Source organism: Longimonas haloalkaliphila, assembly GCF_055379825.1.
This window is the reverse complement of record NZ_AP043948.1, coordinates 3,121,893-3,141,791: the sequence shown is the minus strand read 5'-3', so window position 1 is coordinate 3,141,791 and position 19,899 is coordinate 3,121,893. Positions and strand designations below refer to the sequence as shown.

Genomic DNA, 19,899 nt, shown 5'->3' with positions numbered 1-19,899 from the left:
CGTGAGGGTGCGTTTCAGTACTTTTCAGTACGTGGCTTCGGGCCTGGCTACTGGTCGGACACACGCTCCGTGCGTTCGTCGGATGCAGGCGCTGCCGGATTCTCTGCCGGGTTGGATGCTTCGGGAACCGGAGTGCCGAACATGCGCAGGGCAACCGACAGGAGGATGGCGCCCAAGATGAGCGAAGCCCACCACGGGAATCCAAATCCAGCAGGGATAGTGCCCAGGGCAAGTGCAATAAAGCCGACGCTTAGCGCATAGGGCAGCTGCGTGCGTACGTGGTCGATGTGGTCGCATCCCGATGCCATTGACGACAGGATCGTAGTGTCAGAGATCGGGGAGCAGTGGTCGCCCCATACCGAGCCTGCCAGCACACACGACACTGCCGAGTACATGATGTGATAGTTGGTCGGATCCGCCATGTTGTTAGCTTGCAGCACCGCCCACACAAGAGGAATGACGAGCGGCATCAGAATGCCCATGGTGCCCCAGCTTGACCCTGTCGCGAAGGCGGTAGCAGCAGCAAGCACGAAGATAATAGCCGGTACGATGCCGGGATGCAGCGTTGTGCCGAGAATAGAGACCAGGTAATCGGCTGTGTGAAGCACCTCTGTAATGTCGGAGAGCGCCCAGGCCAGCACAAGAATGATCATCGCGAACAGCATGGACTTGAGCCCGCTGTACCAGGCGTCGACGGTTTCTTCGAGTGAGAGCAGCTGCTGGCCGATTGAAAGCGCAGCCGCAGCGATCACGCCGAGCAGCGACCCCCATAGCAGGGCTGTGTATGAGTCGGCTGCACCGATAATCTCGCGGATTGAAGCCTCGCTTCCCGCAGCGTCAACGCCTGTCCAGTACAGTCCGGCAAGCACGCTCCCCACCAGTACCACAATAGGGACTACAGCATTCAGTGCACGAAGTGGAATGCCCTCTTTGGGAGCCATCTCATCGTTGTCTTCCGCAGCGGCCTCGTCCAATTTAGCGTTGGGACTTGCCACTTGACCGGTGGTGCGCGCTCGGATCTCGGCGCGGGCCATCGGGCCGAAGTCGCGGTTCGAGTTGGCAACAACAAAAACGAAGTAGAGCGCCAGCCACGGGTAGAAGCTGTAAGCGAGCGAGCTTAGAAAGATCGAATAGGCCCCTTCGTTGAATCCGTCAATGGCCTCAACGGCCGTTCCAACCAGTCCGACCTGGTAGCCAATCCATGTTGTTACAAGAGCGACACAGGCGATAGGAGCGGCGGTTGAGTCAACGATGTATGCGAGCTTCTCGCGCGACACCTTAAGCCGGTCGGTTACCGGGCGCATGGTGTTGCCTACGACAAGCGTGTTGGCGTAGTCGTCGAAGAACATCCCCACGCCAAGCGTACCGGTAGCCAGTTGGGCACGTCGAGGCGTATTGGCCCAGGTTACGAGCCGCTCAACGATGCCATAGGTACCGCCGTTCTTGGAGATAATGCCCACCATCCCGCCGATCATCAGCGAGAAAAGGATGATTGCGACGTGCGATTCGTTGGCGAGTGCGCCAAGCACATAGATTTCAAGCGTTTCGAGGAGTCCAACAAATAAGCCGGAGATTGAAAACCCGGCGGCCATCCAGGCGCCTACCCAGATGCCAAGAAAGAGGGCTGGCACCACGCGTTTGAAGGCGAGCGCCATACCGATGGCCAGCAGCGGGGGAAGAATAGAGAGCCAGGCCGGAATCGCTCGTGAGCGGGCCTGGTCAAGCGTCTGTCCCCCTTGCACGAGCCGCACATCGAGAGCACCCGTGTCGCGCACGACAAGCCCTTCGGCGATCCACCCGCCATCGTCAGGTTCAAGCGTGGCTGAGGCCGAACCGACCTGCACCCGGGCCCCTGGCGTGAGGGCGTCGTCGGGGTCGTCGACGCGGATGTCGAAGGCGATGCCGTTTAGCACGACGCGGGGCGCTTCGACCGACTGGGCATGGGCGGGCGGAGCGTTCACAAGCAGGGCACTGAAGCAGCAGGCTGCAAGAAAGGCGAGCAGCAGGCGACCCGAAGGCAAAGAGGCAGGAAGCATAAAGTAGCGTACAGAGACGGGGCAGCAGAGAAACTACGCAGTGGTACCAAAGATGCGGTCGCCCGCATCGCCCAGACCCGGGCGGATGAAGGCGTTCTCGTCGAGCTCGCGGTCGAGGGTTGCGGCAACGATGCGAACATCCGGATGCGCCTCGTGAAGCGCACGTATGCCTTCAGGAGCTGCCACGAGGCACGCGAAGGTAAAGCGCTTAGCGCCTTCCTGTTTGAGGTGGGTAATCGCTTGCGTGGCGCTTCCGCCCGTTGCCAGCATGGGATCGACAACGAACACCTGAGCGCGGTCGACGCTATCGGGAATGTTCGCGTAGTAGTCGACCGGCTGGTGGGTGTCTTCGTCGCGATGCATGCCCAGATGTCCGACGCGTGCCTCCGGCACAAAGCGTACGAATCCGTCTACCATCCCGAGGCCCGCTCGCATAATCGGCACGACGATCACTTCCTCAGCAATGGCATAGCCTGTGGTTGACTCCAGCGGGGTCTCAATGGCGACCTCAGCCAGGTCGATCGGGCGAAGCGCCTCGTATGCGAGTACAGCCGCCGCATCCGACACGGTCTTGCGGAACAGCCCGTGTGCGGTGGTGCGGTCGCGCAGGAGCGTCAGGTCGCGCTTGAGCAGCGGATGGTCAACAACGGTGAGCGTGTCAATGTGAGAGACATCCATACCAGTACGTGCGTGTGGAATGTGAAGAGCGAATGTGCCAGGTACGGCTTAATCGTCATCAGACGCACTGATCTCGGTAGCGCCGCCGTTTTCCCAGGGCCGTCGCTCGAAGTAGCTGTCGGTTAGCTCGGTCAGCTTGCCTGAAAGCGCGATCAGTGCGATCAGGTTGGGCACCACCACCAGGCCAAGCGCGATATCGCCAATGGTCCATATCGTGGTAAGTGCGGTAATGGCTCCAGTGAAGTTCATGATCACGAAGATGACCTTGTAGGGCAGCACGGCGCTATCACCGAAGAGGTAGTGCGCACAGCGGTCGCCGTAGTAGCTCCACGATATTGAGGTGGAGATGGCAAACAGGATGACGCTAAGAATCACAATGTATCCTCCCCAGTCGCCAAGGGGAGACAGACCGCGCTGAAAGGCGAGTTGGGTAAGCGGGGCGCCGTTGCGCACACCGCCGCCGTAGAGGGATTCGTAGTTGGTGCCATCCTGGGCAATCGCGATGTTGTCGGACGGGTGGATGGTTCCCGTGAACGGCTCTGAGAGGTCGGCGTCTTCCGCGCAAGGACCCGTGCACTCAATAAAGAGGCGATCAACGACTGCTTCGTTCCAAGCGAGTGCGGGTTCGCCTTCGGGCACGCGCTGCACGCCGTCTTCGACGCGTATGCGTTCAGGGGCGTCCTCAGTGAAGAGTCCCCCCTCGTCTTGCACGCGATACGATATGTTACCCGAATCCAGATCGAACTGTGTTGGCACCGGATCGCCCCATACGCCGGTTACCAGAATGACCATGGCTGTTAGCGTACAGATGATAATGGTGTCGATAAACGGCTCCAGCAGAGCCACAACGCCCTCCGACGACGGCTCGTTGGTCTTTGCTGCCGAGTGCGCAATGGGGGCCGAGCCCTGTCCGGCCTCGTTAGAGAAGAGGCCGCGTCGCACACCGTACATAAGGGTAAGTAAGAAAACCCCTGTTCCTGTACCTGCAACTCCCGCCGACGGATTGAATGCTTCAGTGAATACGCTGGCGAAGGTAGGCAGGAGTTGGTCGTAGTTAAGCGCCAGAATAACAACAGCGCCCAGCACGTAGATGCCAGCCATGACGGGGGCTACGATGCCCGTTACTTTACCAATGCGGGTAATGCCTCCCAGAATGACGAGGGCAATGACGGAGGCCACAACGAGCCCTGTAATCCAGGGCTCAATGCCAAAGTCGGCACGCATCGTATCGGCAACGGTGTTTGATTGCACCGCGTTGCCGGTCAAGAACGACGTGGCGATGAGCATAATCGCGAAGAAGACGGCTGCGGGCTTCCAGGCGCTACCCAGTCCGCGTTCGATGTAGTACATCGGACCTCCAGACACGGAGCCCATCCATGATTTGAGGCCTTCGGTTTCTTCACGCACGTCGCGGTAGAACTGAGCCAGCGTCACTTCGCTGTACTTGGTAGCCATCCCTACGAACGCAGTAACCCACATCCAGAACAGGGCACCGGGGCCGCCAAAATGGATAGCGAGAGCGACCCCTGCGATGTTACCGATTCCGACTGTGGCAGACAGGGCCGTGGTTAATGCTTGAAAGTGGGGCACGTCGCCCGGGTCGTCGGGATTGTCGTATTTGCCGGTGGTGACCCAGAACCCGTGTGCGAGCTTCCGAAACTGGATAAAGCCCAGTTGAAACGTAAGGTAGAACCCGGTACCCAGAAGGAGAATGACAACCCAGGGAATCATCTGGCCGTCGCCCACAGGGACGCCGTACGACCAGACCAGGTCGTTTAAGAACTCAACGGTGCGCTGAAACCACATAAAGCAGACAAAGACAAATGGAGAAAACACACAAAATCAGGGTGCGCCGGACGGCTACAGCAGGCTGCGTGCCTGCAGAGGCATGGCGCCTGCTAAGATACGTGGCGCACGGTGCCTGGGTAGAAAGTACGACGGCATACGGCTGTGCCGATGCACACCGCTCTGGCAAAAAGAGCAAACAGAGCGTCCTCACTACCCATCGCAACCGATATACAGGAGACGCTCGAGCGGGATACGCTTCGGTGAGAGACGCACGGCATACGTACACCTGTTTCAGTTGGAAAGAGCACGGGTAGAGACACGGTGGGCGTTTGAAGAACGCAGTTAGATTGCCGGATGCATTATAACGGGCAGCAGGCTATCTCGCAAGTCTGAATCATACAGAAAGCGGTTCCGGAAGTGTTATTGGAGCCGAGAGTCCGACGAATCAAGCAAAATGGAAGACAGGACGCCGTGCAAGACTGCGTTCATATCAAGACGTCTGTGCTTCATGCGCACTGTTTGTGCACGCTGGGGGTACCAGACACGCCTGCTTGTGCGCGTGGTGGGCTCAATCTGAACCTGCACCTCAGCTATCTACTTCGGCTATGCAAATCAGGTATGTACCCGGACTTCCCCTCTCGACTTTTCCGGGAAAGCGCAGTAAAACGCTGTTCTGGCTACTCGATAACCCCGCGCTCAGCCAGCGACGTGTGGGTGGTACCTGCAATGATGATATGATCGTGCACGGGAATCCCCATCAGCTTGCCGGCTTCAACCAGTTGACGGGTGATGCGGACGTCTTGCCGGCTCGGCTCGGGGTTGCCTGAAGGGTGATTGTGAAGACAGATGACTGAAGCCGCGTTGTCGAGAATAGCCTGCTCGAAAACAGCCCGTGGCTCCACAATGCTTACCGCAAGTCCACCCTCGCTCACGGTATAATCGCTGATAATTGTGTTTGCTGTGTTGAGGTGAACCACCTTGAAGATCTCTTTCTTTAGGTCGCGCATGAGAGGACCGTAAACCGCGGCAACGTCGTCGGGGCATCCGACCTGGACCTCGTTTCCGGCGCGCTGCGAGGCGGCACGCCGCCCTGCCTCAAAGGCGGCCATGAGCCGCGCTGCCTTCGCCGGACCAACACCGCTCACGCGCACGAACTCCTTGAGTGGACGCCGCGACACGTCGAAGAGCGACCCGAAGGCCTGCAGGAGCGTCTGCCCCAGTTGCACGGCCGACACGGGTCCGTCGCTGGTGCGGGTGCCCGACCCCAGCAATATCGCCAGAATCTCGGCATCCGAGAGCCCAGACGGTCCGCCCTGAATCAGCTTTTCGCGGGGGCGGTCAGAAGGGTCCCATTTGTGAATGGGCGTCTGGTAGGCAAGGATGGGCTCACCGGGCTGGTTGTTGCGCGATGTAGCGGGGGATGCCGAAGCTGCCTGACGAGACCTCGAAGGGTCGCGATTGGACGCAGAATGGGGGGAATCGGCCATAGCGAGTAGCACAGAATGTGGAACGCAAACAGGACGTTTCGATGACACGCGGGATGCGTGCACCGCAACGTCCTGTGCGAAGGGAGACGGAGGCTCTCGGGAGCTACAGCCAGGGGGTACAGCGATTGTGGCGCGGAGCTACTCGGGCACCAGTTCGGTGAGCAGGTGAGCGTTGCTCGGGCTGTTGCGCACGTGCCGCAGCAGTGCTTGCATGGCTTCGACCGGATGGCGCGAGTTGAGGGCGCGGAAAAGCTGGTTGTGCTTGCGGAGGCGCACATCGCCCAGAAGACGCTCCTCGTTGCGTGTGCCGCTCTCGCGTACGTTGATTGCCGGATAGATCCGCTTCTCTGCCAGACGGCGGTCGAGCACGATTTCTGCGTTACCGGTGCCTTTGAACTCTTCAAAGATCACGTCATCCATGCGGCTGCCGGTTTCGACAAGCGCAGTCGCGATGATCGTAAGCGAGCCGCCGCCTTCAATGTTGCGTGCGGCCCCAAAGATCTGACGCGGCACCTTGAGCGCCTCAGCATCAAGTCCGCCGCTCAAGGTGCGCCCGCTGCCGTCGACAAAGAGGTTAAAGGTACGCCCAAGACGTGTAAGCGAGTCAAGGAGCATGACGACATCCTTGCCCTTCTCAACGAGCCGCTTCGAGTACTCCATCGCCAGCGTTGACACGCGCACGTGGTTGTCTTCGCCGCGGTCGTTCGAGGAGGCAAACACTTCCGCCTGTGTAGAGCGGCGGAAGTCGGTAACCTCTTCGGGGCGCTCATCAATGAGCAGCGCGATCAGGTCCACCTCCTTGTGGTTCTTCGTGATGCCATCCGCGATCTGCTTCAGCAGCACCGTCTTTCCGGCACGTGGCGGCGCCACAATGAGCGCCCGTTGCCCTTTGCCAAGCGGGGCAACCAGGTCCATGATACGCATCGACGCATCCTCCGGACCTGTTACCAGGTTAAGCTTCTCTTCGGGGTAGATGATAGCGCCCTTGTCGAAGCTGTCTTTCTGGGCCCATTCTTTCGGAGGCAAGCCCATGACGGTATCGATCCAGCCCACCTGCATGCCGCCCTTGCGACCAGGCTTGAGCGACCCTTCAACCACAACGCCATCGCGAAGGTTAAATTTGCGGATGAGTGGCGGGGGCATAAACGGGTCGTCGTCATCTTTGGGAAGCGACGGGTGTATCTCGCGCATAAACCCGTATTTTTTCTTACCGATGAGTTCAAGGATGCGCTTAAACTTTTTATCGGACATAAGTTAGGGGTTGTGAAGTTCGGTGAAGACTGCAGCCCGTTCATGCAAGCTGCGTGGAGATAAAGGAATGACGGTGCAGGATGCGCGCAGCGTCAAAAAAACATAAGATAAACAGATAGATACGGCGCGCAGCAAGCAAGAGAGTGCTTGCATCAGGTCGTAGACGTTGTGCCGTGCTTGTGCTGTGCCGGATAAGGCCGGCTTACGTCGCCGTTTACAAGCGTCTGGAGACGCTGCTCGCAAAGCCGCTCATTGTTGCACCGTACACATGGCATGGCGCATTTCGTACGGTTCGTACATGGTTCGTACAATGCGTGGGACACAGTGCCCGTGCGTGCCATACATACCATACGGTACGTTAAGGAAAGCGTGTAAAAGGAGGAGGGCCTCAAGGGGGGTTCGGGCTTGACGGGTCTGCATGCGAAGCAAACCGCCCGAAACGACCGACAGATCTTCATTCCGCGACGAGTGTAGAGACGACCGCCGCAGCAAGTGTAACTCCTTGCAAGAAGACAAGCAACAATACATAACCCGAAACGCAGCCCCCCGAAAAGGGTTTCCCGACACGCATCCCACAGAAAAACTCCACCGTTTCTTGCTGTGACGGGTCCGGATGCAATACCCCGTCAGAATCCAATGCGGTCAGAGGGTACCGCATGTTGTCGTCGAGGCAGTAGTAAGACTGCATAAGAAAGACTGCATAAGACTGCATAAGACGGCCGCGGTCAACCGTTGTGGTCACCCCCCGGCTAACTGCTGCCGTCAAACAACGACCGCCCACAGGCATTTGAGCAGCACAATGTTTCTGGCGCCCCCACTCGTATCTCCCACCAACCGCTCGTACCGTTGACCCCTACCGACCTGCACCGCTCCGTGACCGGCCCAGCTGACGCCCCTGCTGTGCTGCTTCTGCACGGCTGGGGCAGCTCCACCACCCACATGCAGCCGCTGGCCGACCGCCTGTCTGCTCGCTACCGCACCCACTGCATCGACCTGCCTGGCCATGGCCATTCGCCGCCGCCGCCCGAACCTTGGGGCGTACCCGAGCACGCGGCACTCGTGGCTGCATACATCGACGACGAAATAGATGACGAAACCGACGCCTCGCTACCGGTAATCGGACACTCGAACGGCGGACGCATCGCGCTCTACATGGCCAGCCACGCGCCTTACACCGAGTACATCCGGCAGCTCGTACTGCTTGCGCCCTCGGGCATCAAGCCCCACCGGGCGCTGTCTACGCGGATAAAGAGCACGGTCGCCCGTACGGTCAAAACGCCGTTCACGTGGCTGCCCGAGCCGCTGCAAGCGCCCGCCCTCGACTGGCTGCATCACTCGCTGCTCTGGCAGGCGCTGGGCTCGTCCGACTACAACGCCCTCTCAGGCGTGATGCGGGATACCTTCGTTCGTACTGTAACCCATCATCTCGATGACGATGTGCACCGCATCAACGTGCCCACCCTCGTCTTTCGGGGGGAAGACGATACGGCGATCTCTGACCGGCAGGTGCAGTACCTGATCGATCACATCCCGGATGCCGGACGCGTGGACTTGCCGGGCGGACACTATGCGCATCTGCAGGCGCTGGATACCGTGGCTGCGGCTGTGCAGCACCTCCTTGCGCATCCCCACCCTGCCTCTTCGTAACCCGCGCACCTCGTAACCCACCCTCCTGGTCGTGTCTACCTTTTTCATCGGTCTCGGTATCCTGCTCACACTCGCCTTTGGCGGATGGCGCGCCTGGCGGCGGCTCCGCTTCTTCCTGCATATCTTTCAGCTGGAGACATATAAAATCGACCGCTACGTTAGCTGGTGTCAGAGCCCGGGCATGCGCTCGGTGTCGTACGGGTGGTCGCATCTGGCCGGGGCCCTCGCGCTTGGTGGTGCCGGCGCGGCCTATGCAGCGGGCTTCCCGTGGGGGGCTGCCGGGGGACTTCTCGCATGCTGGCCGCTCCTTTTTATCTCCTCACGCCGCTACCGCCGCAATGCCGAGAAGAAGCCGCTCGCTTTCACCGATCGCATGAGGCGCCTGTCCACCACGGCAGGCATGCTCATGACGCTGCTCGTGGGCGCGGGGGTGGGACTGGGGTACGCCTGGGACCCCCCCGGTGCTATCATAGGAGGGATTGCGGGGCTCTTCCTGGCCGATCTGGGCGGACCGCTCTGGGTGGCGCTTGCGGCGCTGATCATGACGCCCGTCGAAAACGCGATTCAGGAGGGATACAAACGCCAGGCGCGCACACGGCTCGACGCGCTCGACCACTTGCATGTCATTGGCATCACCGGGTCGTACGGCAAGACCAGCACCAAGCACATCGTGGCCGAACTGCTCGGGCAGTCCTACAACGTGCTGGCTACGCCCGGCTCCTACAACACGCCCATGGGCATCTGTATCGTCGTTAACAACAAGCTGCGCCCCGAGCATCAGGTACTGGTGCTGGAGATGGGGGTGCGCTACCCCGGCGATATCAAGGAGCTGTGCGACATCGCTACGCCCGACGCCAGCGTGGTGACCTCCGTCGGCATCGCACACCTCGAAACGATGGGATCGGTGGAGGCCATCGCCGAGGAGAAAGCCTCGATCATCGACCATACCGCCCGCGGCGGCCCCGTTGTGCTGAATGCCGATAACGCCCATGTCGATGCGATGGCCGATCGGGCCGATGGACCTGTGTGGCGGGTCTCTGCTGAGGGCAATCCAGAGGCCGACATCGTGGCTACGGATGTCCGCTACAGCACGAACGGGCTCGCCTGCATGGTTCGCGATGAGGAGGGGCGTACCGCCGCTTTCGACACGCGCCTGCTGGGCAAGCACAACGTCACAAATCTGCTGCTGGCCGTGGCGCTCGGGCGCTCCATGGGCATGCGCTTGCGGCAGATGGCCCACGCCGCGCGCCGCCTGGAGCCGGTGGAGCACCGCCTGAAGCTGCGCACCGAGAACGGCATCACCATCATCGACGACGCCTTTAACAGCAACCCGGTAGGAGCGCGCAATGCAGTTGACCTGCTCGATGAGATCGAAGGCGGGCAGCGCTACATCGTTACGCCAGGGATGGTCGAGATGGGCGCGCAGGAAGATGAGGCCAACTACGCCCTCGGACAGCACATCGCCACGCGCAACGTCGACGGGGTCTACCTGGTCGGCGCTGCCCAGACCGAGGCGCTCCGGCAGGGACTTCAAGATGGAGGCTTTCCCGATGACCGCATCCACACGCACGACACGCTCTTCGGCGCGCAGGACGCGCTCACCACGCGCCTGCAGTCGGGCGACATCGTGCTCTACGAAAACGACCTGCCCGATCAGTACGAGCCGGTCGGGGCGTAGGTGCAGGAAGCAGTGGTCGAAGGCGGGTGCACCCTGTAGAGCGGCGCAGCACTGCTACAGCACACGCATGTCCCTTCGCTCCGCGAACTTTTGCGAAAACGAGGGCGAAGCGTTCGCCTCTGCCCAGATCGCTTTGTAGCGTATGCATCCCCGCGGTGCTGCTCCCCCGCCTTCTGATTGCTTCTACCACGCTACGCATCCCCCTGGATATGCCTGATATAGCTGATATGCTCGACAAAGAACGCGCGCTCTGGTCCTCTGGATACGAGGCCATTGCCGGACTCGACGAGGCCGGGCGCGGTTGCCTCGCGGGGCCGGTTGTGGCGGCGGCGGTCATTCTGCCGAAGGATGTCGACCTGCCGATGGTGGCCGACAGCAAGACGCTCTCGGCGAAGAAGCGCGTCGCAGCACGCGAGGCGATCGAAGCCCAGGCGCAGAGCGTTGCCATTGGCATCTGCTCGCCGCAAGAGATCGACCGCCTGAATATCCTGCAGGCGGCGCTGCACGCCATGCGCCGGGCTACCGACGACTGCGTGCCCCGCCCCGACTACCTGCTCATCGACGGCAACAAAGCCTTCCCCGATGCGCCGTGTCCGCACGAGACCGTCGTCAAAGGCGATGCCAGCAGCCTCTCGATTGCAGCCGCCTCGATCATTGCCAAGACCGAGCGCGATGCCATGATGCACGCGCTGCACGAAGAGCACCCCGAGTACGGGTGGGATACCAACGTCGGCTACCCCACCAAAGCCCACTACGCCGCGCTCGACGCCCACGGCATCACGTCGTACCACCGCCAGTCGTTCAAGCTCTCGCGCACCGGGTAGCCCCTCCCGCCTGGTAGACCCTCCCACTAAATAGGTCGCCGAAAATACATTTAGAATCTGTTTTGATATGCCGTTAGAGGCGGCTGAGGGCCAATCGTAGCGACGCGAGCCGGACCATGGCGGCACTCGTCTCGGCCAGGCGCTCGTACTCCTTCGCAAGTCGCCGCCAGCCCCCCAACCAGCCGAGTGTTCGTTCGACAATCCAGCGCTTCGGCTCGACGGAGAAGCCCGGCTCTTCGGAGTCGGATTCGGTGATCTCAAGCCGAAGCCCAAGCGCTTCCTCAAGGTCGTCTTCGAGATCGCCGCGGTAGGCCTTGTCAGCGAAGACCGCTTCAAGACGTTCGCTTCGCTGTTCAGCCCGTTCAATGAGCTTGAAGGCGTGCTGGCTTTCGTGCTCATTGGCGGCGTGAATGCCGACGGCCCACGTCCAGCCCTGCGTGTCCGTGAGTATGTGCCGTTTGCGCCCTTTGACTTTTTTATTGCCGTCAAAGCCGCACAGACCGCCTGAGCGGGTGATCGAAACCGATTGGCAGTCAATAATTACCACGCTGGGCTCGGGTTCGCGCCCGGCTTCTCGCCGTGCGCCTCGCCGGGCTATGCTGAGCAGACGTGCGATTACGCCGCGCTGTTTCCACGTTCGGAAGTAGTAGTACACCGTCTGCCACGGCGCAAATCCACCAGGCAACATTCGCCACTGACATCCCGTTTTGACCACGTAGAAAATCGCATCCAGAATGTCGCGGCGCAGGTCATGTTGGCGGTGGCGCGAGGTATTGAGAACCGCTTTAATGTTGTGCCATTGGGAGTCCGTCAAATCGGAGCTATAGTCTTTGCGCATAGCTTCGGTGTCGCTTTCGGTGAAACGTCTGTTCACCACCGAAAACGAGGCGGACTCCCGTTCGTTTTCACTCGCGACGTGTGAAATCAAAACAGGTTCTTACACTTTGTCATCGCGAGGAGGGAGCTTACGACCGACGCGGCGATCTCATGCGTTCCTTGCAAAGGGTTTACCCTGCTTATAAAGCACAAGATTGCACTCCAAGAGCACTTCCTCGCTGCGCTCACAGCGCCGCGTCGCTAACGCTCCTCGCAATGACATACTCGAAAGGTTCTTTCTTGAGTCTACTTAGGCAGGGCCTCATCCGGGCAGAGCCCCCTGCTGGGGTAGCATCAGAGGGATGCGGAGCGATGCCGCTTCGTGTGTCGCTGCCTCAGCCCCATCACCCACCTGCGTCGTGCCTGCAGATGCGGCCCGTGCGAGAGCTCTATTGTCAACGCACCCCCATCACGCGCAGGGGATGCCCGCTGCTTCGGTTAGCGGGTGCCTGGCAGGTGGAGGCTGTGCCAGAGGTGAGGGCCGTCCAGGCCCGAAGTGCGCCGAACCATCCCCGGCTTCGAGGGCAGAAGCGCTGCGGGATGATCTGCGTGCTCCACCACGCGCAGGACGACACGCAGGTGTGCTACTCCGCAGGCCCCTCTACCACCTCAATCTCAATATCGACCACGCCCGCGTCGATCATGTTCAGGGCCTCGGCGGCGCGGCGCGAGAGATCCAGGATGCGCTCCTGCTTCTGCGGACCGCGGTCGTTGATCATGACGGTAACGGTATCTCCGGTAAAGCGCCGCGTTACCTTCACGTACGTACCAAACGGCAGCGTGCGGTGCGAAGCCGTGAGCCGCTCGGGGTCGTACGGCTGTCCGCTGGCGGTGGGGCGTCCTTCCAGGTGGGGTGCGTAGTAGCTGGCTTTGCCACTGGTGCGAAGCGTGTCGGACGATGACAGGTCAGGCGGCGCTTGTGCAAGCGCCGGGCCCGACGTCATGAACAGGCCGAGCATCATCAGCAGTACGGTAACAAAGGCGGGGCGGATCATAGAAGGCAAACAGGTTCGGTTCAGGAGAAGGCAAAAGCGGTGCGTTTAGCAGGTGCGCTTAGCAAGACCGCCTCACCACGAGGTGGCGTTGCTGTCGGAGTCAGGGTCGGGTGCGCGTTCGGATGACGACCCGTTGAGCACCTCGATCTCCACCTCAGCGAGCCCGTCGCGTACCATGTTAATCTCGCGTGCAGCGCGCTGCGACAGGTCGATGATGCGTCCGCGCACAAAGGGGCCCCGGTCGTTGATGCGTACGGTGACCTGCTCGCCGGTGTCGAGCCGCGTAACACGAACCATGGTGTCGAAGGGTAGCGTGCGGTGGGCGGCCGTCAGCTCGCTGTTGCGAAAGGTTTCGCCGTTGGCGGTGGTGCGGCCGTCGAACTTATCGGCGTAGTAGCTGGCCATGCCGGTGTCGGTGGCGCCTGTACCGGTTCCCATAGGCGCAGCACCGGCGCACCCGGTCAGGGCAAGCAGGAAGACCGCAAGCAGGCTGAGGCGAAAGGGGGTGTGCGGCATGAGACACATGAGGCAGAACAGACAGCAGAAAATAGGGGGGGCGAGCACTACACCGTAGGTTGTTAACGTTACGTCAACATATGGCTTTGACACGCGCTCAGTCGAGCACCTCCAGGCGTACGTCAACTATGCCAGCATGGATCATGTTCAGCGCTTCGGCGGCGCGGCGCGACAGGTCCACGACGCGTTCTTGCTGCTGTGGGCCGCGGTCGTTGATGCGCACGGTGACCTGGTCGCCCGTATCTACGCGGGTAACGCGCACCATGGTGCCAAAGGGCAGCGTGCGATGCGCGGCCGTGAGCTTGCTGCCATCGTAGATCTCGCCACTGGCGGTAGGGTTGCCCTCCAGGCGGTCAGCGTAGTAGCTGGCCTTGCCGTCGGCCTGCGGGTGCAGGTCCGACCCCGGCTGGGCGTTCATGCATCCGGCCAGGCTGAGCGCGGTGAGGCCAAGGACAAGCATTGCAACTGCATAGCGGGCCGACGCACGCGCGGCGAAGGCTCGTGCGTCGGGCGCGAAAGCGCGGATCGTGACAAAGCACATAGAAGAACAGATATTGGATCGTGACCAGGTACGCGAGCGGTGCACAGACGGTGCGCCTACAGAATATAACAGCCGTAATCACAACGTGCCACCGGAGTTCGAGACGATCTGTTGAACGACCGATGCGCCCCGAATCCGCAAACACCCACCCCCCATTTGCGTACATGACGCACATAGCTTCTGATAATGAGCGCGGGTCGATATGGAGCGTCGTGAGCTTGCCGTGGAAGGCATGGACTGCGCTGGGTGTGCACGTAGCGTAGCGGGGGCGATTGAGCAGATTAAGGGCGTGCGGGATGCAGACGTGCGCCTCATGGCCGGAACGGTGGTCGTGGAGGCCGAGCCAGATTCCGCACCATGGGATGCCGTTGCCGATGCGATTACGCGGGCGGGCTATACCGTAGTCGACGCTGACCCCAGGGCCTCGCGCCTGTCGACGGAGTCGCACACGCGCCGCTCGATGGGACTGCTTGCGGGGGTTGCAGCGGCGGTGCTGGCGATGGCGGTGCTGGGCCACGGCCACGGCATCTTCCACTGGATTGAGCAGGCGGTGCCCTGGCCGCTGGGCGTGGCGGTGACGCTCGGACTGGGATATCCGGTCTTTAAGAAGGTGGCGGTAGCGGCGTGGGGCAAGCGCGTTATTGCGCACACGCTCATGGCTGTGGGCGTGGCCGCGGCACTCGCGACGGGCGAGTGGGTCACGGCGCTGATCATCGTGATCTTTATGCGGTTGGGCGACCACGTAGAATTGTTCACGACAAGCCGGGCGCGCGATGCGCTGCGCACGCTGGTGCACCAGGCGCCTCAGGAGGCGCGTGTAGAGCGAGGCGACACCACCGAGCAGGTTATGATCGGCCACGTGCGCCCCGGCGATGTCGTGCAGGTGCGGCCGGGTGAGAAGATTCCGGTCGACGGCACGGTACTCGACGGGCATGCGACGATCAACCAGGCCGCGATCACCGGCGAGAGCATGCCGGTTGAGGCGCAGCCGGGCGATGCGGTGTTTGCCGCGACGGTAGCGCAGGGCGGGCGCCTGCGCATCCGCGCCGAGGAGATCGGCGAAGATACGACGTTCGGGCGCGTGGTGCAGATGGTCGAGCAGGCCGAGGCGCATCGCGGACGCCTACAGCAGTGGGCGGATCGGTTTTCGGGCTACTACCTGCCGTTTGTGGCGCTGGTAGCGGCCGCCACATATCTGATTGGCGGCAGCATTATGGCGACGGTGGCGGTGCTCGTGGTGGCCTGCTCGTGCGCATTCGCGCTGGCTACGCCCGTGGCCATGCTGGCCGCAATCGGCACGTCGGCCCGGCAGGGGGTGCTTATTAAGGGCGGCCGGTACATTGAGGCGCTGGCCCAGGCGGATACGCTGCTGATCGACAAGACCGGCACGCTCACGCTGGGCGAGCCGCGCATCACCGAGGTGATGTGCATGAACGGCCGCCCCGAAGATGACCTGCTGCGCCTGGCTGCGGCGGCAGAGCAGCACTCCGAGCATCCGCTGGCAACGGCGGTGCGGCGCGAGGCGGGGCATCGTCAGGTGGACGTGCCGTGGCCTGCAGACTTCGAGGCGGTGCCCGGACATGGCGTGCGTGCCCGCGTAGATGGACAGCGCGTGGTGGTAGGTAATCCCAAACTGGTAGCGGGCACTGAGGCCATCGGCACCCACCGGGCCGGACAGACGCCCCTCTATGTCGAGGTCGATGGCGAGCTGGCGGGGGTCTTGTGGGCAGCGGATGCGGAGCGGGCCGGCGTGCATGCTGCGCTGCAGACACTGCAGAACCGTTTCAAGCATGTAGAGATGCTGACAGGCGACAACGAAGCGACCGCCGCCGCGCTGGCGGAGCGCTTTGGCGTGTCGTACCAGGCAGGGCTGCTTCCCGATGACAAGATCGACGCCGTTCGGGCGCATCAGGAAGCCGGACGCACGGTGGTGATGATCGGCGACGGCGTAAACGATGCGCCTGCGCTCGCTCAGGCGGATGTGGGCATCGCGATGGGCACAGTTGGCACCGATGTGGCGATCGATGCCGCACATATCGTGCTGATGCGCGACGACTGGTCGCTCGTGCCTACGGTGATCGACATCGCCGACCGGGCGCTGGGCGTGGTAAAGAGCAATCTGATGTTGACGGCGGTCTACAACGTGCTGGCGCTCGGGGTGGCAGCCGTCGGTTACCTGCCGCCGGTGCTGGCCGCGGCGATGCACTCGATTCCCGACCTGGGGATCCTGGCGAACTCCTCGCGCCTGCTCCGCCGTGACGCAGCCCGTACTTCCGATGAAGCGGTGGAGTCCTCAGGGCATGAGCATGCAGAGCGCCATCCCGTGTCTCCCGTGGAGCATGACCGCGAGAGGCATGACCACGGGTAGGAAGGGCGTCTGTAGCAGATGGGCCCTACTACGCGTGGCATGGCGTTGCATCTGGCAGACGCCATCCAGCCGCGTAGCCGGTCTTTGTTCAGCATGACCGTCTGGGAGAGCCTTCATTCGTTTGCGCAGGGATGTCTCGAACATATCACTGCCTGCGCCGCAACAACTGCAACGGAACGTCGACAAAGCGGGTATCAATGGACCGGTTGTTCTGGCACGAGCGTTTGCACCCTATACTCTCTTTTATGATAGCGCCTTTTACTTATGTCCTGGATTCGCAGCACGCTTTCGCATCCGACTACACGCTGGGTTGCGGGGGGACTCCTCGCACTGGGCGGCTGGGCGTTCTACCAGAGCACCGAGGCACAGGCACAGCAGGGGCCATCGGTCCCAGACACCGCCTCTACTGCGCCGGCTGCTGATGCAGATGAGGGAGCGCCCTCTGAGTCAGCACAGATGGGGCCGGATGTTATGGAGTCGGTCTCGCACGATGGCGCGCCCTACCGGGAGTCCGGGCCGGTAGACCGCGCCTCGTCGGACCGTGTGGAGGCGCTGGTGCAGCGCCGCCTGCAGGCTGAGCGCAACCACCTCTGGCGCGTAGCCGCCTGGGGCGGGGCGAACGTAATCGGGGGGCTGGCCCTTGCAGCAACACACGACCGCACCGGTCAGGCCGATTGGTGGGGATTCGCCACGCAGTCGGCGGCCTGGGGCGCGGTGAACGTGGGCATTGCTACGGTTGGACTGCTGGGCTCGCGCAACGTGCCGAGCACCCGCCGCGCTGCGTTCGATGCTGAGCGCAGCTACCACGACATCCTGCTGGTGAACATGGGGCTGAATGTTGGCTACTCCGCCGTCGGTAGCGCAATGGTCATTGCCAGCTACAACGGAGTCGACAGCGCCTCGTCGTGGCGCGGGCATGGCACGGCGCTCATCCTGCAGGGGGCCGGACTCCTGCTGCTGGATACGATTGCCTGGGCGGGGGCGCGCACGCGGCTGACCGATCTGCTCGCCCTGCCGGGATCGCTATCTGCTCAGGTTGCTCCCACCGGTGCATCTGTGACGTGGCGCCTGTAATAAGGTATATCCTGTATAGTAACGCCTGCACAGCATAATGGCCGTGCCACGGCTGGGCGACGGCTTGCTGCGTTCGTAAAAAGTACGTGCCTCCACGTATCACTTCTTGTGGAGAGAGATAGACGCAGGCCCCTCTTACGTCTCTATGCGGAAAAAACGACCATGCAGACATAGGGAAAAGCACACAATGGTCTGTCACGTAGAGGCGTTCTTGGGAAGCGCTTCGAAGTCGTGATTATCGAAGTCGTGATTATCCATGCAAGCGTGCTGTTACGCTGCGCCAGCAAGCGGAGGCGTAGTATGGAGAAGAACTGTGGGATACGCGGTATGCTGATCGTAGAGAAAGAGAGCGTCCCGCATCCTCCCGAATCTCCATAAATCCGGTCTTTCGTTTAAGCAGTTAGAAAAGATCGAATTGCAAAGCTCGTCCGGCCTTTGTATACGTTTGTGTACGTAGTGTAAAGAACCATCGCATTTGTTTTACCAGACGCCAACGTGTGCTATGTACGATGCAATTTTGTACCCAACCGATGGAAGTGCAGGAGCAGAGGCCGTTCTGGCGCACTGTCGCACGCTGGCAGAGACGTACGGAGCTACCGTGCACGTGCTCTACGTTGCGGAGCGACAGCCGCACGGACTGGGCACCGACCCCGAGGTGAAGAGCCACGGCGGGATGGTCGGTGATCCGAAAGGCGGAGGCCCCGGTATGGTGGGGATCCGGAAGAAAAGCGAAGAGGTCCTCACGACCATTCAGGAGTACGGAAAGGAGCTTGTTAACTACGTTGCTGACCAGCTTGGCGATGTGCAGGTAGCGACAGAGGTCAGGCAGGGCAATCCGTACAAGGTCATCCTCGACTACGCAGAAAAACACGACATCGACCTGATCGTGATGGGCACCCACGGCCGAACCGGACTCGACCGGTACCTGATCGGGAGCGTAACCGAAAAGGTCGTTCGGATGTCTGACGTGCCTGTCCTGACGGTGCGCCGGAAGGATGAGTAGGGATAGTTAGAACAGGGAAGGTGCGTTGCGGAGTGCGTGGTGCTCTGGGTATGGTGCTTTCAGAGCAATTCGACGCCGGTGCCGATCTTCAGGACCTGCTCGCCGGTGGCTACCATGGGCAGGCGGCGCATGCGCCAGACGATGCCGCTCGTGGGGGCCTCGACGACCTCTTTCGTTGCGCCAAACACATCCGTGACGGAAAAGAGCCGGTCGCCGGGCTCTACACGATCGCCCAGGTCGACCGCGAGGTCAATCAGACCGCCCCGAGAGGTATACACGTTTGCGAATCCGGTAGCACGCACCTGCGCGTACGGAACCTTGGGCTGGCCGTCGATGAAGCCGTAGTGGGCAAGAACGTTGAGCACGCCTTGCACGCCCACGTCGATAGAGGGGGCGTCCCAGCCGACAGTACCGCCCAGCTCGGGATCGATTAGCGGGATGCCATCGTCGGGCGCGGCCCGTGCGAGCTGTCCGTTAGGCCCCTTTTCGTCGAGGATATGCTCCGTACCGAATACGCGGGCGAGCTCAAAGCACCTTGCGTGCAGGCGGTGGTTGGGGCCGCATCGCACACGCACCTCATTGATCATGCGCTTGGTGCCGCCCTGGTGCAGGTCGATGCCCAGATCGGCGCGCCGCACGCCGTGCTCGTAGACGAGATGCGCCAGCCGCTCGCTGCTGGAGCCGTCGGGGGCGCCCGGAAACGCGCGGTTGAGCTTGGTGTCGTCGAGCGGATTGCGATGCTGGGCACGCTGGAAGCCGTGGTAGTTGAGAATGCCTACAACGAGGATGTGTCCCGCCATTTCAGTGGGCGACAGCTGCTGCATCACCTCGCGGACGACCGCCAGCCCGTTCAGCTCATCGCCGTCGCTCCCCGCTTGAATGTACAGCGTGGGTCCGTCATCGACACCGTTCACGGCGGCGACCGGGAGGCCAAAGGGCGCACCGTCGCGCGTTTCGCCCGCGCGAAGGAAGCCGGTGTCCATCTCGCCGGGCGCTGCCTGTGCGGTTCCAAACTCAAGCATTATATTTCTCTGTGTTCATGCATAAAAAACAACACGATCTCAACAGAAGTCACCCAAAGCACGATTCCAGGAAAATGGGAAAAGCGGGTTGGCATTCTGCTGCGACGCAGCTTAG

General features: G+C 61.5%; 16 protein-coding genes. 6 read left to right on the top strand and 10 right to left on the bottom strand.

The window, feature by feature from the left end; genetic code table 11:
- Positions 1 to 47: 47 nt before the first annotated feature.
- From ACZ48V_RS12270 to rho, 5 genes are all read right to left on the bottom strand, one after another.
- On the bottom strand, positions 48 to 2,036 hold the full coding sequence (locus ACZ48V_RS12270) for a Na+/H+ antiporter NhaC family protein (protein WP_464539531.1): 1,989 nt from the start codon (positions 2,034 to 2,036) through the stop codon (positions 48 to 50).
- 33 nt (positions 2,037 to 2,069) lie between these two features.
- Positions 2,070 to 2,699, bottom strand: a complete 630-nt coding sequence (upp, locus tag ACZ48V_RS12265) for a uracil phosphoribosyltransferase (protein ID WP_464543133.1) — start codon at positions 2,697 to 2,699, stop codon at positions 2,070 to 2,072.
- Between the two features lie 63 nt (positions 2,700 to 2,762).
- Positions 2,763 to 4,445: an alanine/glycine:cation symporter family protein gene (locus ACZ48V_RS12260; protein ID WP_464543131.1), complete on the bottom strand. Its 1,683-nt coding sequence runs from the start codon at positions 4,443 to 4,445 to the stop codon at positions 2,763 to 2,765.
- A gap of 734 nt (positions 4,446 to 5,179) precedes the next feature.
- Positions 5,180 to 5,989, bottom strand: a complete 810-nt coding sequence (radC, locus tag ACZ48V_RS12255; protein ID WP_464539529.1) for a RadC family protein — start codon at positions 5,987 to 5,989, stop codon at positions 5,180 to 5,182.
- A gap of 138 nt (positions 5,990 to 6,127) precedes the next feature.
- Positions 6,128 to 7,240: a transcription termination factor Rho gene (gene rho / locus ACZ48V_RS12250; RefSeq protein WP_464539528.1), complete on the bottom strand. Its 1,113-nt coding sequence runs from the start codon at positions 7,238 to 7,240 to the stop codon at positions 6,128 to 6,130.
- 846 nt (positions 7,241 to 8,086) lie between these two features.
- Between rho and ACZ48V_RS12245 the strand changes: the two genes are divergently transcribed.
- The 3 genes from ACZ48V_RS12245 (at position 8,087) to ACZ48V_RS12235 (ending at position 11,389) form a co-directional block, all read left to right on the top strand.
- A complete protein-coding gene (locus ACZ48V_RS12245) occupies positions 8,087 to 8,887 on the top strand; it encodes an alpha/beta fold hydrolase (RefSeq protein ID WP_464539526.1) in 801 nt (266 codons plus the stop codon).
- A gap of 31 nt (positions 8,888 to 8,918) precedes the next feature.
- A complete protein-coding gene (locus ACZ48V_RS12240) occupies positions 8,919 to 10,565 on the top strand; it encodes a UDP-N-acetylmuramoyl-tripeptide--D-alanyl-D-alanine ligase (RefSeq protein WP_464539524.1) in 1,647 nt (548 codons plus the stop codon).
- A 227-nt stretch (positions 10,566 to 10,792) separates the two neighbouring features.
- Positions 10,793 to 11,389: a ribonuclease HII gene (locus ACZ48V_RS12235; RefSeq protein WP_464543129.1), complete on the top strand. Its 597-nt coding sequence runs from the start codon at positions 10,793 to 10,795 to the stop codon at positions 11,387 to 11,389.
- 73 nt (positions 11,390 to 11,462) lie between these two features.
- Here the strand turns inward: ACZ48V_RS12235 and ACZ48V_RS12230 are convergent, their stop codons facing one another.
- The 4 genes from ACZ48V_RS12230 to ACZ48V_RS12215 all read right to left on the bottom strand — a co-directional run bounded on the left by ACZ48V_RS12230 (position 11,463) and on the right by ACZ48V_RS12215 (position 14,236).
- Positions 11,463 to 12,317, bottom strand: a complete 855-nt coding sequence (locus ACZ48V_RS12230) for an IS5 family transposase (protein ID WP_464538143.1) — start codon at positions 12,315 to 12,317, stop codon at positions 11,463 to 11,465.
- 532 nt (positions 12,318 to 12,849) lie between these two features.
- Entirely contained in the window at positions 12,850 to 13,260 is a 411-nt protein-coding gene (locus ACZ48V_RS12225; protein ID WP_464539522.1) for a septal ring lytic transglycosylase RlpA family protein, read from the bottom strand.
- Between the two features lie 72 nt (positions 13,261 to 13,332).
- Positions 13,333 to 13,776 carry a septal ring lytic transglycosylase RlpA family protein gene (locus ACZ48V_RS12220; protein ID WP_464539520.1) on the bottom strand — a complete coding sequence of 148 codons (444 nt, stop codon included), beginning with the start codon at positions 13,774 to 13,776 and terminating at the stop codon, positions 13,333 to 13,335.
- 97 nt (positions 13,777 to 13,873) lie between these two features.
- Positions 13,874 to 14,236: a septal ring lytic transglycosylase RlpA family protein gene (locus ACZ48V_RS12215; protein WP_464543127.1), complete on the bottom strand. Its 363-nt coding sequence runs from the start codon at positions 14,234 to 14,236 to the stop codon at positions 13,874 to 13,876.
- A 283-nt stretch (positions 14,237 to 14,519) separates the two neighbouring features.
- Here ACZ48V_RS12215 and ACZ48V_RS12210 point away from each other — a divergent pair, with 283 nt between their 5' ends.
- The 3 genes from ACZ48V_RS12210 (at position 14,520) to ACZ48V_RS12200 (ending at position 18,762) form a co-directional block, all read left to right on the top strand.
- On the top strand, positions 14,520 to 16,685 hold the full coding sequence (locus ACZ48V_RS12210; protein WP_464539518.1) for a heavy metal translocating P-type ATPase: 2,166 nt from the start codon (positions 14,520 to 14,522) through the stop codon (positions 16,683 to 16,685).
- A 264-nt stretch (positions 16,686 to 16,949) separates the two neighbouring features.
- On the top strand, positions 16,950 to 17,759 hold the full coding sequence (locus ACZ48V_RS12205; RefSeq protein ID WP_464539516.1) for a DUF6992 family protein: 810 nt from the start codon (positions 16,950 to 16,952) through the stop codon (positions 17,757 to 17,759).
- Positions 17,760 to 18,261: 502 nt separating this feature from the next.
- Positions 18,262 to 18,762 (top strand): universal stress protein, encoded by a 501-nt coding sequence (locus tag ACZ48V_RS12200; protein ID WP_464539514.1) that lies wholly within the window; start codon positions 18,262 to 18,264, stop codon positions 18,760 to 18,762.
- 59 nt (positions 18,763 to 18,821) lie between these two features.
- Here the strand turns inward: ACZ48V_RS12200 and ACZ48V_RS12195 are convergent, their stop codons facing one another.
- Positions 18,822 to 19,784 carry a succinylglutamate desuccinylase/aspartoacylase family protein gene (locus tag ACZ48V_RS12195; protein ID WP_464539512.1) on the bottom strand — a complete coding sequence of 321 codons (963 nt, stop codon included), beginning with the start codon at positions 19,782 to 19,784 and terminating at the stop codon, positions 18,822 to 18,824.
- Between the last annotated feature and the right edge of the window lie 115 nt (positions 19,785 to 19,899).

Bases quoted from the DNA above. Each gene is read 5' to 3' on its own strand.
- ACZ48V_RS12270 (WP_464539531.1), bottom strand. From the start codon at position 2,036: ATGCTTCCTGCCTCTTTGCCTTCGGGTCGCCTGCTGCTCGCCTTTCTT.
- ACZ48V_RS12260 (WP_464543131.1), bottom strand. From the start codon at position 4,445: ATGATTCCCTGGGTTGTCATTCTCCTTCTGGGTACCGGGTTCTACCTT.
- ACZ48V_RS12220 (WP_464539520.1), bottom strand. From the start codon at position 13,776: ATGCCGCACACCCCCTTTCGCCTCAGCCTGCTTGCGGTCTTCCTGCTT.
- ACZ48V_RS12195 (WP_464539512.1), bottom strand. From the start codon at position 19,784: ATGCTTGAGTTTGGAACCGCACAGGCAGCGCCCGGCGAGATGGACACC.
- ACZ48V_RS12215 (WP_464543127.1), bottom strand. From the start codon at position 14,236: ATGCTTGTCCTTGGCCTCACCGCGCTCAGCCTGGCCGGATGCATGAAC.
- ACZ48V_RS12200 (WP_464539514.1), top strand. From the start codon at position 18,262: ATGTACGATGCAATTTTGTACCCAACCGATGGAAGTGCAGGAGCAGAG.
- ACZ48V_RS12225 (WP_464539522.1), bottom strand. From the start codon at position 13,260: ATGATCCGCCCCGCCTTTGTTACCGTACTGCTGATGATGCTCGGCCTG.
- ACZ48V_RS12210 (WP_464539518.1), top strand. From the start codon at position 14,520: ATGGAGCGTCGTGAGCTTGCCGTGGAAGGCATGGACTGCGCTGGGTGT.
- radC (WP_464539529.1), bottom strand. From the start codon at position 5,989: ATGGCCGATTCCCCCCATTCTGCGTCCAATCGCGACCCTTCGAGGTCT.
- rho (WP_464539528.1), bottom strand. From the start codon at position 7,240: ATGTCCGATAAAAAGTTTAAGCGCATCCTTGAACTCATCGGTAAGAAA.
- ACZ48V_RS12205 (WP_464539516.1), top strand. From the start codon at position 16,950: ATGTCCTGGATTCGCAGCACGCTTTCGCATCCGACTACACGCTGGGTT.
- ACZ48V_RS12235 (WP_464543129.1), top strand. From the start codon at position 10,793: ATGCTCGACAAAGAACGCGCGCTCTGGTCCTCTGGATACGAGGCCATT.